The sequence below is a fragment of the Mesorhizobium sp. C120A genome (genome assembly GCF_030323105.1).
Classification (GTDB): Bacteria; Pseudomonadota; Alphaproteobacteria; order Rhizobiales; family Rhizobiaceae; genus Mesorhizobium.
The window spans coordinates 2,244,719-2,260,317 of the sequence record NZ_CP100476.1 but is presented as its reverse complement, the minus strand read 5'-3'; the positions used below and the strand labels follow the sequence as shown (position 1 = coordinate 2,260,317).

The window sequence follows — 15,599 nt, the reverse complement described above, 5'->3', positions numbered from 1 at the left end:
AAATCAGTCGGGATTGGCGTTCCTGGTGGAAGCGATGATTTGCTGGGCCACCAGATCCTGGATGCGCCAAAGGTTCCTGTCGCGGATACCGCTCTCTTCCAACTTGCTGACGGTTCGGAACAGGTATTGAGCCGACGAGCCCCAATGCCCGGCAGCCCGCGCCAGCGTGTCGGCAACCTGCTCCAATGGCAGCCGGCCGGCATAGGCCCTGCCGTCTGGCGCGGCGACGAAAGCCAAGGCCCGCAACGGCCCATCCTTGGTCTTGACCTTGATCCAGCATGGCACGTTAGTCGGCGGATTGGCATCGATCTCGCGGCGCATCAACTGTCCAAGTTGCCCGACATGGTCTTCCGCGGGCAGCCGATAGACGATGCCGTTGCAGCTGCCGCCTCGATCGAGCGCCAGCATCAGCGCCGGCAAATCACGGGTTCCGCGCCAACGGGTCAGCGTCAGGCAGAACGAGCGGTGCCATCCTGGCGCCGTGGCCGGGCGCTGCTCGACATGGGCAAATTCGGGGTTCCAGATCAGCGACCCGTAGGCAAAGACCCATAGCGCTTCAGGCCGATGCTCCGACAGAAGTTGCTCGACAAGACTATCGAACTCCGCGTCTGTATGCTCGGTTGTTCCGGGCTCGGGACCCGGATCCGGTTCGACACGCTCGACCCTTGCGACAAGGTCCGCGGTCAATGCCATCGAGCTGCGACCCACCGGCTTCTTATCCATTCCTGCTCACCCCCCGCAAAAACGATGGCCGACGATAGAACGGCTGCTCGCCGCTGGCCATTGATTTCCAGGGTCCGTCAGGCACAGATACCGCACGGATCGAGCCGCTTTCATGAGCCGACGAAGCCTGCAACGACGCGCATTGACCTGGCTCGCCGCTCTTCTGGCGGTCTGGCTGGCCCTCGCCTATGTCGCTGCGCCGGAATTCTGGACGGTTCGCGACCGCGGCTTTCGCACGCAGACTTTCGAGATGGTGACACACACGCCGCAAGGCATTCCGGGCGACCCGATCAATATCGGCCTTGTCGGTACCGAAAAAGAGATGGTCCATGCCTTCGCCATGACCGGATGGGATACGGCCGATGGCGTGACGCTAAAGACCGCGATCGAAATCGGTGAGAGCGTGCTGTTCGACCATCCCTATCCTGACGCCCCGGTCAGCCGGCTGCTGTTCGAAGGCCGCGCCCAGGATCTCGCCTTCGAAAAGCCGGTCGGCGGGAGCGCCGACCGGCGCCATCATGTCCGCTTCTGGCGCAGCGATGCGACCGGCGACGACGGCCGAACGCTCTGGATGGGCTCGGCCAGCTTCGACCGCGGCGTTGGTCTCAGCCGCGATACCGGCGCCATCACCCACCATATCGCCCCTGACATCGACGCCGAGCGCGATCTCGTGATCCACGACCTGTCGGCGGCCGGCATGGTGACCTCGGCGAGCGACATCCCGGGCATCGGCGCCACCAGGACCGGACGCAACGGCGGCGGCGATCCCTATTTCACCGACGGCAAGGCTGTTGTCGGGGTGCTCAGGCAATTCCCCTGAACCACTGTCATTTTCCAAAAATCATCGCGGACTATTTTCCTGCGGCCCGCCGCAATGCTATTGAGCCCTGATGCTATACGTCGAAATCGCCACCGTGGTCGTCCTCATCTGTGTGAACGGCCTTCTGTCGATGTCCGAGCTCGCCATCGTGTCGTCGCGCCCGGCGCGGCTCAAGGCGATGATCGACCGCGGCGTCAATGGCGCCGGGCGTGCGCTGACGCTCGGCTCCAATCCCGGCAAATTCCTGTCGTCGGTGCAGATCGGCATCACTCTGGTCGGCGTGCTGTCGGGCGCCTTCTCCGGCGCCACGCTGGGCGACAGGCTTTCGGTGTACCTGGCCTCGACCGGCATGCGCGAAAACATCGCCGACCCGCTCGGCGTCGGGATCGTCGTCGCCATCATCACCTATTTCTCGCTGATCGTCGGCGAGCTGGTGCCCAAGCAGATCGCGCTGCGCGATCCCGAGCGCGTTGCCGCCCGCGCGGCGCCTGCAATGACCATCCTAGCCACCGTCTCCGCGCCGCTGGTGTTCCTGCTCGACATTTCCGGCCGCGCCATATTGTGGCTGCTTGGCCAGCGCGGCGAGAGCGAGGAGAAGGTCACCGACGAAGAGATCAAGATGCTGGTCGCCGAGGCCGAGCATCACGGCACCATCGAATCCGACGAGCGGCGCATGATCGCCGGCGTCATGCGGCTCGGCGATCGCGCCGTGCGCGCCGTGATGACGCCGCGCACCGAGGTCGACTGGATCAATTTGCAGTCCGATGAGGGCGCCATCCGCAAGCTCTTGATGGAGACCCAGCATTCGCGCCTCCCGGCCGGCGATGGCGGGGTCGACGTCATGGTTGGCGTTGTTCAGACGCGCGACGTGCTGGCCGCCCTGCTCGCCGGCCGCGCACTCGATCCGCGCAAGCATGTGCGCGCCGCCCCCATCGTCTACGACCAGGCCGACGCGCTGGATGTGCTGCAGAAGCTGAAGGAATCCGACGTGCCGATGGCGCTGGTGCATGACGAATACGGCCATTTCGAAGGGATCGTCACACCTGCCGACATTCTCGAGGCCATCACCGGCGTCTTCCGGGCCGATACCGACGCCGGCGACGAGGAAAACGCCGTCAAGCGCGAGGACGGCTCATGGCTGCTCGCGGGATACATGCAAGCCGACGAGATGGCTGACGTTCTCGGTATCGACCTGCCGGAAAATCGGGATTACGAGACCGTCGCCGGTTATGTGCTGTCGCACATGCACCATCTGCCGGCGACCGGCGAATGCGTCGACGCGCAAGGCTGGCGTTTCGAGGTCGTCGACCTCGACGGCCGCCGCATCGACAAGCTGATCGCCACCCGGCTGCCCAGCGGCCATCGCGAAGTGGTGCGTTGACGCTCTGCCGTCAAAGCGAATAGCGCGCTCAGACCGCGGCTTCGATCGGTTCGGCAAGCTTCGGATTGGAGCGCGAGGCGATCAGGCAACTGGCCACGATCAGGGCCGCTCCAGCCAGCGTGGTCCAGGTCGCCGCCTCGTCGAAGAACAGCCAGCCAAACACGATCGCCCAGATGAAGGCAGAATACTCCGTCGGGATCAGATATTGCGCTTCGGCCCGCGCGTAGGACCAGCTCATCAGGAACTGGCCGGAGAGCGACAGCGCCGTCACCCCGGCCAGCGGAAGCCAGAGATTGCCCGGCAGGGCAACCGCGAGCCAGGGAGCGGCGGGGAGAAGGACGGCGGCAACGCACAGGTTCTGGAACAGCATGATCTCGACTGGCTTGGCCACCAGCGCCTGCCGCCGCGAGAGGATCAGATTGTAGGCGTAGAACACCGTCGATGCGAGCACCGCCACCGTGCCAAGCAGGGCATCCCCGGTATAATTCCCTTGCCCGAACTGTCCGGCCATGATGATGACGACGCCGGCGATGCCCGCCAGCGACGCCCAGATCGCCTGGCGCTGTATGCGTTCGCCCAAAAGCAGCGCCGCCAGCAGGAGAGCGAACAGCGGCGCGACGAAACTAAGCCCGATCCCATCCGCTAGCGGCAATCTGGCAAGGCCCCAGAAGAACGACAGCAGAACGATGCCCACGATCACGGCGCGCAGCGCGTGTAGCCGCAGCACGGAAGGCGTGGGAAGGGAACGCGGCCCCGCCGCCCAGGCCGTGCCCGCGACCACGCTCGCAAGCATGCTTCGCCACAGCACCGTGTTGTAGACACCGACGGCGATGACCAGGATTTTCATCGCCGCATCCATGGCGGACAGAAGGAAGATCGCAAGTGCACAGACCAGCACCGGGGTCATGGGGGAAACGACGCCTGACAGGCTGGGTGACTTCACGGGGCATGCTCATGTGATGGATCGCAGCCGGATATATCAGGGGAGGACGGCCAGGCCAGATGGCAGGGCCGTGCATATGGCGGTCCAACCGATCTTCGCAGCCCCTCGATTTGAATTCGGTGCGTCGGCAGCGCCTTTCGCTATCGGCCCCAGCCTGCCCTCACCCATGATTGATCCGCTGGGCGAATGGCAAAAGCAGCCAAAGCCTCTATATCGATTGTCATGGATGCATCGAACGAACACGCGCTAAACGACGAGCTTCTCCAAGATATCCAGCGCCTGTCCTTCGAGTATTTTCTCAACGAGGCCAACCCTGCCAACGGCCTGGTCGCCGACCGCAACACGCCAACGTCGCCTGCCAGCATAGCCGCTGTCGGGCTCGCTTTGTCGTCCTATCCCGTCGGTGTCGATCGCGGTTTCATGACGCGCGATGCCGCAATCGAGCGGACGCTCGCCACGCTTCGCTTCTTCTGGAACGCCCCGCACGGGCCGGAGCCCGATGCCACCGGCTACAAGGGTTTCTACTATCATTTCCTCGACATGAAGACCGGCCGCCGCGTCTGGAATTGCGAACTGTCCACGATCGATACCGCACTTCTGCTTGCCGGTGTTCTGGCTGCCGGCGCTTATTTCGACGAGGACGATGAGCTCGAACTGGAAATCCGCAAGCTTGCCGATGCGCTCTACCGCCGTGCCGACTGGCGCTGGGCGCAGAACGGCGGCGCCACCGTCACCCATGGCTGGCGGCCTGGAAAAGGCTTTCTGCGCTACCGCTGGGAAGGATTTGACGAGGCGCTGATCCTGTACGTTCTGGGTCTCGGTTCGCCGACCCACTCGCTGCCGCCCGAGAGCTACGCGGCCTGGCTGTCCACATATAAGTGGAAGACAATCTACGGCCGCGAGATGGTCTATGCCGGCCCGCTTTTCATCCACCAGTTCTCGCATATCTGGATCGATTTTCGCGACATCCGCGATGCTTTCATGCAGGGTCACGACAGCGACTATTTCGAAAACAGCCGCCAGGCGACGTATCTGCAGCGCGATTACGCAATCCGCAATCCGAGGGGGTTCGCGGGCTATGGCGAGAATTGCTGGGGCGTCACCGCCAGCGACGGCCCAGGTCCGATCGCGCGGCGAGCCGATGGACGCCGCTTCTTCGGTTATCTCGCCCGCGGCGCACCGTTTGGCCCCGATGACGGCACGCTGTCGCCATGGGCGGCAATCGCCTCCTTGCCTTTTGCGCCGGAAATCGTGCTGCCGGCGCTGCGCCATTTCCACGAGATGGACCTGCGCGACGGCAACCCTTACGGCTTCACCGCGAGCTTCAACCCGACGATCGCTGCCGACGACGGCCGCGCCTGCGGTTGGGTATCGCCGGACCATGTCGGCATCAACCAGGGGCCGATCGCCCTGATGATCGAGAACTACCGGTCCGACTTCCTGTGGCGATTGATGCGCCGCGTGCCGGCCATCACCACAGGACTGCGCCGGGCCGGGTTTTCCGGCGGTTGGCTGTGACAGGCGGCGATCCTTCGCGCGGGATCGTCAAGGCATCAGCGCGACCTTGCCGGTCCGACTCCACCATCCGGCCAAGGGAGCCGAGAGCGCCTCTTCACGTGAATGAAAAAGGGCGGCGCAAACGCCGCCCTTTGGAAAAATCATCGGTCCTTGGGAGGATAAGGCTCAGGCCGCCTGGGCTTCGCCGGCAATCGCGTCGGCCTGACGCGCTGCCTTGAGCACGCGGGCCCACCAGGCAACGTCGTTGACCAGCGCCGTGGCAGCCTGGTTCAGATGCTCGATCTCCTCGAGCTTCTTCTCGCCCTGGCGCACCGCCAGGAAATCGCTCCAGGCAATGTGAACGGCGGATTTGACCGGCGCCATCTGCAATTCGACCGCGGCAAGACGCAAATGTTCGACAGCGCGCGAGCCGCCGACGCTGCCATAGCCGACGAAACCGGCCGGCTTCTTGTTCCATTCATTGGCGGCGTAATCGATGGCGTTCTTCAGCACGGCCGTCGGGCCATGATTGTATTCGGCGGCGGTGAAGATGAAGCCGTCGAATTCGGCGACCTTCTTTTGCCAGCGCTGGGCAACTTCGTTCTGCGACGGCGCCCAGGCGGACGAGGCGACCTCGTCGAAGAAGGGCAGCGGCCAGTCGCGCAGGTCGACGGTCTCGACGTCGATGTCGGCATGAGATTTCGCGATCTTGGCGATCCACTGGGCGGGCACATCGGCGAAACGCGCGGCGCGTGTCGAACCGACGACGATGGCGATTTTGGGCTTGGACATGGGGCTCTCCATATATGCAAAAAGCTGGTATCGTTTGGATACCGGCGCTATATGAGATACTGACAAATGGCAGCGCAAGGAGGCACCGTTATGTTACTGAGGCACCCGCACAACACCGAAGACTGCCGCGCCGTCTCGGAAATCCTGCAGCGCGTCGGCGACAAATGGACCGTTCTGGTCGTCGGCAAGCTGGGCGGCGGACCGCTGCGTTTCAATGAGTTGCGCGCCGCTGTCGGCGGCATTTCGCAGAAGATGCTGACCACCACCTTGCGCGGTCTTGAGCGCGACGGCTTCGTCACCCGAACCGTGTTCCCGACCATCCCGCCACGCGTCGACTATGAGCTGACGGAGCTCGGCCATGAGCTGCTGGTGCCGGTCGGCGCGCTCGGCGAATGGGCGCGGAAGAACACCTCGCGGGTCCAGGCGGCGCGTGAAAGATTCGATGGCGTGCACGCCTGAAAACCGTTGCCCAGCAATAGTTTACGGATTTTGCCGTCGACGACGCGTACCCGGGTTTAACTGGATCCGCCCTAGCATCGTTGGTCGCGCCATCGCGACATAGCTGCAGCGTTTCGTTCGCCGGCGCATGATCATTTTGAGGCTGACGAGGTCTTCCGCTGACGGGCCCTCAGGCCTTTGACGCAGGGTTGCTGCAACACACTGCGCCGCACGTCTCTACCCTTGCAGACCGCTGGGCAGTCCGCTCGTTGCCAACGGTCCGGTCGTGCGTGCAGGCAACGCTTGGAAGCTCTTTCCTGATCTCGGTATAAGCGGTCGTGCCAAGCAGGCAGATCACCGCGACGAGGGCCGCCACGAGCCAGCCGTTCAGCATGTGTTGACGCATTGTCTTCCCTCCGCCGCCCGCAGAATCGGATGTGAAGGCAACCATTGGATGTCGCGCAGCGCATCGCCCGCGCGGGGGATGTTACATAAGCGCAAGCTTGGCAGAATCGACGATGTCAACTTTCGGTTGGAATCGGCTTCGGCTTGCCGTCGCTATCCAGCGCCACCATGACGAAATCGGCGTGGGTGACCTTCTCCATCAGGTCGGAGAGGTAGCGTTGCGCCCAGGCCTCGACCTTGAGCGTCATGGAGGTGCGGCCGACGCGCTCGACATGGGTGTAGATGCACAGCGTGTCGCCGATCTTCATCGCCTTGGCGAAGGACATTTCCTTGACCGCCGCCGTCACCACGCGGCCCTTGGCCCGCTCGGCCGCACGGATGCCGCAGGCAAGATCCATCTGCGCCATCACCCAGCCGCCAAAGATGTCGCCGGCCGCATTTGCATCGGCCGGCATGGCGAGCGTACGCAAGGTCAGATCGCCGATCGGCCGTCCGTCCGCGTAATGCACCATCCGAGATTCCCCTAAAGCGATAGCCCTTGATCCCGTAGCGTCACGGGCCCAAGAGGTCAACGCGACGGGCGAGGCTCCCGGCGCAATGTCGGTTCCATGGTGGCTTTTCCGACCAGGCGTCTCACGGTCGCTTTTTTCACAAGCCATGCCGGAAGCCGCAGGGGCGCGGCCAAGCCGTCGCGGATAGGCTGCGCTCAGTTTTGCGGAGCCGCCAACACCAATCATGCAGACTTATGACTTCATCATCGTCGGCTCCGGCTCGGCCGGCTCGGTTCTGGCCGACAGGCTGTCGATTTCGGGCCGCTTCTCCGTGCTGGTGCTGGAGGCCGGCGGCAGCGACCGCCGCTTTTATGTCCAGATGCCGCTCGGCTACGGCAAGACCTTCTTCGATCCGGCGGTCAACTGGAACTACAAGCCCGAGCCGGACCCCGGCCTTGCCGGCAATGTCGACCATTGGCCGCGCGGCAAGCTGCTTGGCGGCTCCAGCTCGATCAACGCCATGGTCTGGATCCGTGGCGCGCGCGAGGACTTTGACGACTGGCGCGATGCCGGAAATCCGGGTTGGGGCTATGACGATCTGTTGCCGGGCTTCAAGGCGCTTGAGGACAATGAGGCCGGCGCCGACAGATGGCGCGGCACCGGCGGGCCGCTGCATATCACCGACACGACGAACGCCGTCCATCCGCTGACCAGGCGCTACCTCGCAGCCGGCCAGCAGGCTGGGCTGCCGCTCAACCCTGACTTCAACGGCGCCGCCCAGGAAGGCGTCGGCGTCTACCAGATCTCGACCAGGAATGGCCGCCGCATGTCGGCCGCGCGCGCCTTCCTGCGCCCGGCGATGAAGCGCAAAAACGTCCGCGTCGAGACGAATGCGCTGGCGAGCAGGATCCTGTTCGAGGGCAAGCGAGCCGTCGGCATCGAATATCTGCAGAACGGCGAGACCAAGACGGCGCGGGCCGGCCGCGAAGTCATCCTGTCCGCCGGCTCGATCAACTCGCCGCAGCTCTTGCAACTGTCCGGCGTCGGCCCCTCGTCACTGCTCAAGGGGCTTGGCATCCCGGTCGTCCACGCCAACGAAAATGTCGGCGCGCATCTGCAGGACCATGTCGGCATCAACTATACCTTCAAGGGAAACGTGCCGACGCTCAACCAAATCCTGCGGCCCTGGTGGGGCAAGCTGCTGGTCGGCATGCAGTACATCCTCACCCGCTCCGGCCCGCTGTCGCTGTCGATGAACCATGGCGGCGGGTTCTTCCGAACCGACCCGGCGTTTTCGCGCCCCAACATGCAGCTTTATTTCCAGGCTTTCTCGACCGTCATTCCGAAGAGCGGCGAGCGGCCGATCCTGACGCCAGATCCGTGGCCGGGCTTTTCCATCGGCCTCTCCAACTGCCGCCCGTCCAGCCGCGGCGAGATCATGATCCGCTCCAGCAATCCGCTGGACTATCCCAGGATCGTCGCCAACGCCTATTCCACCAACGCCGATGTCGACGAGATGCTGGCGGCGGTGAAATTCGTGCGCAAGATAGCCTCGATGCCCGCCATGGCCGAGATCATCACTGAGGAGGTTTTGCCGGGCCCATCGATCCAATCGGATGCCGACCTGATCCAGGATTTCAGGAAGCGCTCAGGCACCGTCTATCACCCGGTCTCGACCTGCCGCATGGGGCCGGACGCCGGGGCCGCCGTCGTCGACCCGCGCCTGAAAGTGCACGGGCTCGAAGGTCTGCGTGTCATCGACGCCTCGATCTTTCCCGCCAACATCACCGGCAACACCAACGCCGCCTCGGTCATGACCGGATGGAAGGGCGCCGAACTGGTTCTGGAGGACCAAAAATGAAGATCACCGACGTCAAGACCTGGGTAGTCGGCAACCCGCCGCCCGGCATCGGCGGCAAGTATTTCATCTTCGTCAAGCTGACCACCGATGGCGGCGTCGTCGGTTACGGCGAGGCCTACAACGCCACCTTCTCGGCTCACATAACAGCGAAGCTGGTCGAGGACATGGCCGAGCGTTACCTGATCGGCCACGATCCGCATGACATCGAGACCTTCTTCCGCCGCGCCTATTCCTCAGGATTTACCCAGCGCCCCGACGTTACCGGCATGGGCTGTTTCTCGGCGCTGGAAATGGCCTGCTGGGACATTGTCGGCAAGGAAGCCGACAAGCCGGTCTACAAACTGCTCGGCGGCCAGGTGCACGAGACGCTGCGCTCCTACACCTATCTCTACCCGCACACCGGCAGCGTCCATTCGGAGGACGCGCCGGACGGCAGGAACGTCTATAACGACCCTGAACTGGCGGCGGCCTGCGCGCTCGAATATGTCGAGCAGGGGTTCAACGCCGTCAAGCTTGACCCGGCCGGTCCTTACACCGCCTTCGACGGCCACCAGCCGCGCCTGATCGACATCGATGTCTCCACCCGCATGGTCAAGGCGATCCGCGAAGCCGTCGGCACCCGCGCCGATATTCTGTTCGGCACGCATGGCCAGTTCACCGCGTCGGGTGCGCTGCGGATGGCACGCGCGATCGAGCCCTACGATCCCTTGTGGTTCGAAGAGCCGGTGCCGCCCGACATGCCCGAAGTGATGGCTCAGGTGGCGCGAGGCACGTCGATCCCGATCGCCACCGGCGAGCGGCTAACGACCAAGTTCGAATTCGCCCGAATCATCGAGAACCGCGCCGCCACCATCCTGCAACCGGACCTTGGCCGTTCCGGCGGCATTCTCGAAACCAAGAAGATCGCCGCCATGGCCGAGGCATACCACATCCAGATCGCGCCGCACTGCTATTGCGGGCCGATCGTCGGCGCCGCCAACATCCAGCTGGCGGTGACGCTGCCCAATTTCCTCATCCTGGAATCGCTGAAGCAGTGGGACGGTTTCCACGCCACGCTCTTGAAGAAGAAGATCGAGTGGCAGGACGGCAATGTCATTCCGTCGAAGGAGCCCGGCCTCGGCGTCGAGCTCAACGAGGCGGTCTGCGAGGCGCATCCCTACACCGGCAAGGACCTGCATTTGCAGATGATGCAAATGCCGCTGATGCCGTGAGCGAACGTTACGCCTTCATCGGCCTTGGCCATCTCGGCGGCAACCTCGCCGCCAGCCTGTTGCGCAACGGTTTTGTCGTCATCGTCTTCGACCGCGACCCCGCCGCCGTCGAGCGCCTGGTTGCGCTCGGCGCCATCGCAGCGAACAGCCCGGCTGAAGCGGCAGCGCTAGCCGGCAACGCCATCACATGCCTGCCCTCGCCCGAGGTCAGTGAAGCGGTGCTGGCTGGTCCCGGTGGACTGCTGGAAGGATTGCCCAAGGGCGGCACATGGATCGAGATGTCGACGAATGGCCGCGACGAGATTCTGCGCCTCGCCGCCCTCGCCTCGGCCAAGGGCGTCGAAACGCTTGAGTGCCCGGTCACCGGCGGCGTGCATCTGGCCGCGGTCGGAAAGATCACCGCGCTTGTCGGCGGCGATGCTGCGCTTTACGAGCGCCATCGTCCGGCCATCGAAGCGATGTGCGCAAAGTCGTTCCTGATGGGTCCGGTCGGCTCGGCGGCGGTGATCAAGGTCATCACCAACATGCTGGCCTTCATCCATCTCGTCGCCGCCGGCGAGGCGCTGATGTTGGCCAAGCAAGGCGGCCTCGACCTCGCGCAATCCTACCACGCCATCGTCGCCTCCTCCGGCAACAGCTTCGTCCATGAGACCGAAAGCCAGCTCATCCTCAACGGCTCCTACGACATTGGCTTCACCATGGACCTGGCACTGAAGGACCTCGGCTTTGCGCTTGCGATGGGCAGGGAGTTCAGACTGCCACTCCAACTGGCGCCGCTTGTGAGTGAGATTTTCCTGATGGGCAAACAGGAATATGGCGGCGGCGCCTGGTCGACCCAGATCGTCAAACTGCTCGAGGATGCCGTCGACATGGATCTGCGCGCGCCCGGTTTCCCAGCCAAGCTGGAAAGCTAAGCCGGGTAGATATGTCCTGCGATTTCAGGCCCTTGGCCGGTTCGCCGGAATCGCCGCTCAAACCACCTGAATCAATCCCTCAACGCCTTGATTCAATATCTCAGCGTCAGCGCTCCGGGCAGGATCTCAAACGTCGCGGGTATACGCCCCGGCGACTCGCCATCTATGTCGACCAGCGCGCCGTTCTTCTCGACATCGCCGATAGGTTCGACCACCACTTTCCGGCCACGCAATATGGTGATGGCCGGATGGTTGCGGTGCCGGCCGCCATAGAGCAGCCGAATATCCCAGATCAGCTTCAGCTTGCCGGCCGCGCGCAGGATGACGATGTCGAACTGGCCGTCGGCGAGTTCGGCGTCCGGGGCGATCATCATGCCGCCGCCGAAGAACTTTCCGTTGGCGACCGCCACCAGCGCCATGCGCGCCTCGACCGGGGTGCCATCGTCGACGGTGATCCGGACATCCTGGAAGCGGTAGCGGATGAACTCGACCACGGTGCGCCAGAAAAACAGCGCCTTGGCCGACATCCTGCCCTTGCGCTTGTCGGCATTGACCGCACGGTCCGTGGCGCCGGATAGGCCGAGGCTGGCGATATTGATGAAGTGCCGGCTGGCCAGCGCGCCATGGTCGTCGATGTAGCAGATGCGCCCGGCATCGACCTTGCGCGCCTTGGCTTCGGCGATCCGCTTCAGCACCGCATCCACCTCTTTCGGCAGCCCGAGCCCGCGCGCGAAATCGATGCCGGTGCCGCAAGGCAGCAAGCCAAGTTCGGTTGTCCGGCCGCTCTCATCGAATGCCTGCAGCAATCCGTCGGCCACCTCGCTGGCGGTGCCGTCGCCGCCGGCCGCGATCACCAGCTCGAAGCCGCTTGCCGCGAGGTCGAGCGCCAGCCTTTCGGCGTCGCCCTCGGCCTGCGTCTCGCGCAGCTCGAATTCGCCGAAATGCTTTTTCAGCGATGCGGCCACCTCCGGCCAATGCCGTTTCAGCCGGCCGCCGCCGGCAATCGGATTGAGCACCACCCCGACTTTCAATGCGCACCCTCCCCGCACCGAGCCGATAGGCTCGATGCTTTGCCGGCATTGAAGCCCGCGCCAGCCGGCGGAGCAAGGGGCACAGCCGATCAGGCGCCAAAAAGCGGGCGGGCTGTCTAATGCAGCTGGAGTCGAAATTCCGAGCTTTGTGGCAAACGATCCCCGATAATCCCGTTATCCACAGGCTCACGCCCATTCCCCAAAACCCTTACCCGGCGTAAGTTTAGCCCATCTCAGGCGGCTACCGATCGCCACGCCGAAAGGCAAAGCGAAAAGGCGGATTTCCTGAGGCCCGTACGGCCCGAAGCGAGAGCAGGCTTGCCTGTTGGAGGGACGGATGCCGAGACCTACGGGGCCGCGGAAAGCGTGCGAACGCCAACGGCGGACCGATGCTGCCATGAAGGACGGCGAAAACCTTCGATGGCGCGCCGAACGAAGCTCGCAAGGGTGGAGAACGGCGTGGTCTGGAACGGGCACTGCCCTCGGGCGGTGACTGGCAGGACCGTCAAAATCAAGGCCGGCATGGCGCGACGACTTTGCGGAAGTTGCTGCCGCGACCGTGTCCTGATCTGACAGGGAGGCGCTGGGAGAAATCCCGGCGCCGACTGTCTTTTGGGCCAAGGTCCGGTCGGCGAAGCGACGCGTAAGAAGCCGATACTTTGCTGGAACGAGATTTCGGCGCTGACGGAACCATCTTCATCACCAGGCGCGATCAGCAATTCACCGACATGATCCCGCGCCTGATCGACAGAGGCGTGTCCTTCGTCGAGATCGGTGGCAATGACGCGATCATGCTCACCGTGCTTTCGGCGGCAGACTTCGCTCCGCCCGAAGGCGCCCGGGCGCTGTTCAGCCAACCGTTCCGATCGATCCGGCCACCCGTCGCACCGGGCTGATCGTCGCCGTGCGCAAGCTGCACATCGTGCTGCCGGCGCTGTTCGAAGCAGGCGCGAGGCTGGAGCGCGTCTACAACTGAAGCCGCGCCCTGCACCGCGGCCTGCCCGGCGGGCCAAGCTACTTCTTCGGGCCGATGCCCGGGATCAAATTGAGGCCAGCGTTTATATATTCCGGCCGTATGGCGCCGCTGATGAGCGTGAAGGTGGCGAGCATGATGCTGGCCAGCGCACCGTCATGCCATGGCCTGAGGGCCAGCGCGTTGACGGCATAGGCCCAGAATGGGAAGGCGAGCATCGACATGACGATGTTGGCTCCCGGAGCCTCCGCATTGTCGGCTGAATCGCTGACCGATTTCAGATACACCGGCGTCATCGCCAGCGCGACGATCAACATGATCCATGAAATGGTCCAGACGCTGATACCGGCCATTTCAATCTTATAGATGGCTGCCTGCACCTTACCCGGAATGTCCCCCGGATTGCCTTTGGTCTCTTCCGCCACCGCATCGGTCAACGCCTTGGCAACCGGCTGCTCAGTGGCATTGACCAGGATGGAGTTGACGAAGATGAAAAATGCCACGACTTCGGCAGGCACGTACTTCGCAACCCGGTCGAGATAGCCGTCGCCGCCTTTCGATCCTTGATCTTCTTGCTTGTCATCGTCGACGCCGAGCGGAGCATCGCCTGGAATGCCCTCGAGCGTTGAATCCCTTTTCGGCACAGGCTCGGCGGACCGGACAATTCTTCCCATGACAAACCCCTCCTATATTGTTGTATCGCCCCGTGAGTATCGTAGTAGAAAACCGGGCCAAGAAACAGTTGTCGCGGCCATAGCCGACAAGATTTATTCAGGCTTCTTCCTGCAAATGCATCACGCCCCCGCCATATCTGCTACCGGGTGTCTCGAAATCCACCTATAGTGAGCCGTACCCGAAAAACGCATCCCCCGGCTCATCGCGTGATCGCGGCCAAAATCCCGCCTTGTTCGCGCGCGATGGAAGGACTGGCTGCCGGGGGGCAATCCGAAGGACAAGACCGTGCTCAAGACCGCCCTTGTCGCCATGACCATTGTCGGCTGCGACTGCGACGCCAAGCTTTGCGAATATATCGGCGAGACGCCGGCGAAGTGGGCGACCATCGCCGACTGCGAAGCGGCGATGAAAAGCCAGATGCTGCACCAGAAGAACTTCGACTATCCGCTGGTCTCCGGCATATGCCGCAGCAAGGGGTCGGCGTCTTCTTCGCAACTGGCGGCGGCCGCATCCCGCCCGGAACTGAAGCCGGCCAGCCGGAATGTCCAAACCCCGTTGCCGCCGGAACTGAGCCATCGGCCGAGCGTTTCCGTCGGCTCCCCGACGACGGCCATGGAGGCAGCAGCGGCACGGCCCGTCGCCTACGAGCAAGTGGTCGATGGCGGAACAGGCGTGCTCTACCGCACCAGGAACGGCTACGCCGTGGTGAAGACAGATCTCGGCCGCGTCGCGTCGGCAACGGTCGGCATGGCCAAGCGGTCCGCGAACTGGCTGGCAGGGCTGGTGCCGAGCGGGTTGTGAGCGGCCTGCCGCCGGACCATACCACGCTGTCGCACTGCCGTTGAAAACTCCAGATAGATGCATGATGGTGTCAGCATCGACACGCAGGAGCGCCATTTCATGAAGCATGCAGTTCGAACCATGCTGTCCCTGATGCTGGCGTTGGCGCCGATTCCGGCCGGTGCGCAGGATTCCGGCCAGGGCGGCGACAAGGTTGTAGGGGTCGCCAGGGACGATCCGGACATGGCGGCGGCCATTGCGCAGGCGCGCGCCAGCCTCGATGAATTCCTGTCCTTGTCGGATGCGCCGCCAGCCGGGACAACCAGCTACAAATTGAAAGTCGAGGTCAGGGACGGAGACGCCTCGGAGCATTTCTGGATCATCCCCTTCCACAAGACCTCGACCGGATTTGCAGGAACATTGGCCAATGAGCCGCAAGCGGTGCACAATGTCGTGGCCGGCCAGGAACTCGAATTCAACCGGGACGATATTTCCGACTGGGGCTACACCAAAAACGGTCGCCAGGTCGGCAGCTTCACCGTCTGCGTGATGTTCAAGACGATGGCGCAAGAAGACGTCGAATATTATCGCCAGAACTACGGCTTCGCCTGCTGACGCGCGGCAGCCTGACTAATGCATGCGCCCAAACAGGACCGCCGTTTTG

16 protein-coding genes are annotated in these 15,599 nt (G+C 63.6%); 10 read left to right on the top strand and 6 right to left on the bottom strand.

Annotated features, from left to right (window positions below; all coding sequences use genetic code 11):
• Positions 1–3: 3 nt before the first annotated feature.
• Positions 4–723, bottom strand: coding sequence for a gamma-glutamylcyclotransferase (locus NL532_RS11100; RefSeq protein WP_023705875.1), 720 nt, complete (start codon positions 721–723; stop codon positions 4–6).
• A gap of 112 nt (positions 724–835) precedes the next feature.
• Here NL532_RS11100 and NL532_RS11095 point away from each other — a divergent pair, with 112 nt between their 5' ends.
• Complete coding sequence (locus NL532_RS11095) at positions 836–1,543, top strand: LssY C-terminal domain-containing protein (protein WP_023711169.1); 708 nt, start codon at positions 836–838, stop codon at positions 1,541–1,543.
• A 70-nt stretch (positions 1,544–1,613) separates the two neighbouring features.
• Positions 1,614–2,924, top strand: coding sequence for a hemolysin family protein (locus tag NL532_RS11090; protein ID WP_023683747.1), 1,311 nt, complete (start codon positions 1,614–1,616; stop codon positions 2,922–2,924).
• A 28-nt stretch (positions 2,925–2,952) separates the two neighbouring features.
• Here NL532_RS11090 and NL532_RS11085 read toward each other — a convergent pair whose 3' ends face one another.
• On the bottom strand, positions 2,953–3,831 hold the full coding sequence (locus tag NL532_RS11085) for a DMT family transporter (RefSeq protein WP_023701605.1): 879 nt from the start codon (positions 3,829–3,831) through the stop codon (positions 2,953–2,955).
• A gap of 258 nt (positions 3,832–4,089) precedes the next feature.
• Between NL532_RS11085 and NL532_RS11080 the strand changes: the two genes are divergently transcribed.
• A complete protein-coding gene (locus NL532_RS11080) occupies positions 4,090–5,385 on the top strand; it encodes a glucoamylase family protein (protein WP_023828102.1) in 1,296 nt (431 codons plus the stop codon).
• Between the two features lie 165 nt (positions 5,386–5,550).
• Here the strand turns inward: NL532_RS11080 and NL532_RS11075 are convergent, their stop codons facing one another.
• Positions 5,551–6,156: an NADPH-dependent FMN reductase gene (locus tag NL532_RS11075; protein ID WP_023671992.1), complete on the bottom strand. Its 606-nt coding sequence runs from the start codon at positions 6,154–6,156 to the stop codon at positions 5,551–5,553.
• Positions 6,157–6,246: 90 nt separating this feature from the next.
• Here NL532_RS11075 and NL532_RS11070 point away from each other — a divergent pair, with 90 nt between their 5' ends.
• Positions 6,247–6,615 (top strand): winged helix-turn-helix transcriptional regulator, encoded by a 369-nt coding sequence (locus tag NL532_RS11070; RefSeq protein ID WP_023683744.1) that lies wholly within the window; start codon positions 6,247–6,249, stop codon positions 6,613–6,615.
• A gap of 500 nt (positions 6,616–7,115) precedes the next feature.
• On the opposite strand, the gene NL532_RS11065 is transcribed toward NL532_RS11070, so the two are convergent.
• Positions 7,116–7,511, bottom strand: a complete 396-nt coding sequence (locus NL532_RS11065; RefSeq protein WP_023671995.1) for an acyl-CoA thioesterase — start codon at positions 7,509–7,511, stop codon at positions 7,116–7,118.
• A 223-nt stretch (positions 7,512–7,734) separates the two neighbouring features.
• Here NL532_RS11065 and NL532_RS11060 point away from each other — a divergent pair, with 223 nt between their 5' ends.
• Genes NL532_RS11060 through NL532_RS11050 form a run of 3 tightly spaced genes read left to right on the top strand, consistent with a single transcriptional unit; the run spans position 7,735 to position 11,476 of the window.
• Positions 7,735–9,351: a GMC family oxidoreductase gene (locus tag NL532_RS11060; protein WP_023828103.1), complete on the top strand. Its 1,617-nt coding sequence runs from the start codon at positions 7,735–7,737 to the stop codon at positions 9,349–9,351.
• Positions 9,348–10,562, top strand: a complete 1,215-nt coding sequence (locus NL532_RS11055) for a mandelate racemase/muconate lactonizing enzyme family protein (RefSeq protein WP_023711165.1) — start codon at positions 9,348–9,350, stop codon at positions 10,560–10,562. Before NL532_RS11060 ends, NL532_RS11055 begins: the two co-directional genes overlap by 4 nt.
• The gene (locus tag NL532_RS11050; protein ID WP_023713938.1) at positions 10,559–11,476 is read left to right on the top strand and encodes an NAD(P)-dependent oxidoreductase; all 918 of its coding nucleotides are present in this window, start codon (positions 10,559–10,561) and stop codon (positions 11,474–11,476) included. Before NL532_RS11055 ends, NL532_RS11050 begins: the two co-directional genes overlap by 4 nt.
• A 92-nt stretch (positions 11,477–11,568) precedes the next feature.
• Here NL532_RS11050 and NL532_RS11045 read toward each other — a convergent pair whose 3' ends face one another.
• The gene (locus NL532_RS11045) at positions 11,569–12,507 is read right to left on the bottom strand and encodes a diacylglycerol/lipid kinase family protein (RefSeq protein WP_023689702.1); all 939 of its coding nucleotides are present in this window, start codon (positions 12,505–12,507) and stop codon (positions 11,569–11,571) included.
• A 659-nt stretch (positions 12,508–13,166) separates the two neighbouring features.
• On the opposite strand from NL532_RS11045, the gene NL532_RS11040 reads away from it, so the two are divergent.
• Positions 13,167–13,403, top strand: a complete 237-nt coding sequence (locus NL532_RS11040; protein ID WP_023733333.1) for a hypothetical protein — start codon at positions 13,167–13,169, stop codon at positions 13,401–13,403.
• 118 nt (positions 13,404–13,521) lie between these two features.
• Here NL532_RS11040 and NL532_RS11035 read toward each other — a convergent pair whose 3' ends face one another.
• On the bottom strand, positions 13,522–14,154 hold the full coding sequence (locus NL532_RS11035; protein WP_155923215.1) for a hypothetical protein: 633 nt from the start codon (positions 14,152–14,154) through the stop codon (positions 13,522–13,524).
• A 286-nt stretch (positions 14,155–14,440) separates the two neighbouring features.
• On the opposite strand from NL532_RS11035, the gene NL532_RS11030 reads away from it, so the two are divergent.
• Complete coding sequence (locus tag NL532_RS11030; RefSeq protein ID WP_023733335.1) at positions 14,441–14,956, top strand: hypothetical protein; 516 nt, start codon at positions 14,441–14,443, stop codon at positions 14,954–14,956.
• 99 nt (positions 14,957–15,055) lie between these two features.
• Positions 15,056–15,550, top strand: a complete 495-nt coding sequence (locus NL532_RS11025) for a YegJ family protein (protein ID WP_023828104.1) — start codon at positions 15,056–15,058, stop codon at positions 15,548–15,550.
• Positions 15,551–15,599 lie beyond the last annotated feature (49 nt).